This is a genomic window from Planktosalinus sp. (assembly GCF_059864935.1).
The window spans coordinates 1-2005 of sequence record NZ_JCBCCK010000151.1; the positions used below are offsets into that span (position 1 = coordinate 1).

Below are 2005 nucleotides of genomic sequence, written 5' to 3' on the forward strand. Positions count from 1 at the left end.
TCTTTTTTCTGTATTTGGTAATCGGTTGAATACCTGTAATCACATTTGTAATAAATAGTTCATCGGCTTTTTGAAGCTCAAATGGCGAGATGGTTTCTTCCACAAAAGTGTAATCGGGCAGTTGTTTGGCCATATTGAGCAGTTGCTTTCTGATAACCCCTCTCAGGCAACCGTCTGTAACGGGTGGGGTTTTAATGGTATTGCCAAAAACGAGGAACAGGTTTCCGTTCAGCGCTTCAACAATCATTTTGTGCTCATTGAGCAAGAGGCAATTTTGAAACCCATTTTCATTGGCATAAATTCCCCCTAAAACGTGAGTCACTTTATTGTTTGATTTTATAGTAGAAAGCAAGCCTGAATTTAAATAGTGGTCTTTAAAAAGTTCTACTTCGTAATCCTTGTCATGGATTAAATAAAAAGGAGCTTCAAGTTCAGAAATAGTTATTAAAAAAGACACTCTAAGATTTGAAGGGGTGTACAAACCACCTTCGTTTCTAAAAACTGTTAGCCTTGCCCTAAGCGCAGGTGCATCGGGAAACGATTCAGAAGCTGTGTTGAGGATTTGCTCCTGAAGGTATTCAAGGGTGAAATCCATCGGGATTTCCATTCTCAATATTCGCATTGAGGCCATCAACCGCAAATAGTGGTCTTCCCAGAAAAGTATTTTTCCTGCTGAAATCCTCAGGGTTTCAAACAGGGCATCGCCATATAGAAGTCCCCGGTTGTTTGGAGAGATTGAAGTTCCGTATTCAGGTAAAAGTTTTCCGTTTAGATTGATCATAAAAAAGCCCCGTTAAAAAACGAGGCAAAGATACAATGATTTCGGGAAGCAATTAAGTAGAACCCAAAGTATGTTTTAGTTCTGAAACCATACTTTCCCAAAGCATTTTATTTTCATCCAACTCTTCGGGTGAAGAAAAATCGGTAATCATCAGCGAAACATCTTTGGTGATTTCATCCACCTGTATTCTCAATTCAAAATAGTAGTCGGTGTCTTCATCGGCCTCCCATTTGAATTTTACGCGTTCTTCACTTTTCTTGCCCACCAATTTGGCATTTTCTTCAGAGCCGTTCCAAATAAAAGTAAAGACTTCTCCTCGGGAATTTACATTTTCTGCATACCATTCAGACAAGCCTGAAGGTGTAGATATATATTGATAAAGAAGAGCCGGCGAAACCTGTATTGGGAACTCCATCTCATATTTTTCTTTGTTTTTCATTGCATTCATGTTAGTTGACGCACAATATAGATATTAAATTGATATTAGAAAAGATTTTAAAAATTATTTTCTGAAAATAAAGCTTTGTGCTGCTATAAATTGTTTTTATATTTGCGCACTCTAAAAATGGGGTTTGAGGTTTTCGCTTTTGCGAAAAAATGTAAGATGGGAGTAGATAAAGTTCTTGATTCAAATAATTTTAAGATATAAAATAAAATTCCCGTTTACACTGGAATTTAATAAGATTCCCTCCCGATAGTCATCGGGATGCGCGGGAATAGATGGCGTGGTATCAGCCAGAGGCAGACAGGGCTCAGCTGGTTAGAGCGTCGGATTCATATCCGCCAAAGGCGGACGGGGGTTCAAAACAGGATTGAAAAGTAAACAACGTTCTTAAAATTATTAAATTTAAAATATATTATGAGATTTCCGCCTGCGCGGGAATATATGGCGTGGTAGCTCAGCTGGTTAGAGCGTCGGATTCATAACCCGGAGGCCGGGGGTTCAAGTCCCCCTCACGCTACAAAAAATCCCTTCCAAAAATGATTTGGTTGGGATTTTTTTATTTTTACAGAATGAATGAGTTTATGACATATGTGCTCTACTCAATAAAATTTGATAAAATATACATTGGATATTCCTCATCTTTAATCCAAAGGTTCTATTCTCACAATAAATTCTCAAATAAAGGGCATACAGTTAAGTTCAGGCCTTGGATTGTAGTTTATGCTGAGTACTTTTCAACTAAAAAAGAGGCCATGAAAAAAGAAAAGTGGCTGAAATCC

3 protein-coding genes and 1 tRNA gene are annotated in these 2005 nt (G+C 37.9%); 2 read left to right on the plus strand and 2 right to left on the minus strand.

Going from position 1 to position 2005, the window contains the following annotated elements; genetic code table 11:
• Both AC6F75_RS06080 and AC6F75_RS06085 read right to left on the minus strand, forming a co-directional pair.
• The coding region (locus tag AC6F75_RS06080; RefSeq protein WP_500714058.1) for an aminotransferase class IV at positions 1 to 781 on the minus strand (781 nt) is incomplete at its 3' end.
• A gap of 52 nt (positions 782 to 833) precedes the next feature.
• The gene (locus AC6F75_RS06085; protein ID WP_500714059.1) at positions 834 to 1220 is read right to left on the minus strand and encodes an START-like domain-containing protein; all 387 of its coding nucleotides are present in this window, start codon (positions 1218 to 1220) and stop codon (positions 834 to 836) included.
• Between the two features lie 449 nt (positions 1221 to 1669).
• Here AC6F75_RS06085 and AC6F75_RS06090 point away from each other — a divergent pair.
• Together AC6F75_RS06090 and AC6F75_RS06095 are read left to right on the plus strand one after the other, a co-directional pair.
• A tRNA-Met gene (locus AC6F75_RS06090) sits at positions 1670 to 1743 on the plus strand.
• 64 nt (positions 1744 to 1807) lie between these two features.
• Positions 1808 to 2005 (plus strand): GIY-YIG nuclease family protein (locus AC6F75_RS06095; protein ID WP_500714060.1); only part of this gene is annotated, 198 nt, incomplete at its 3' end.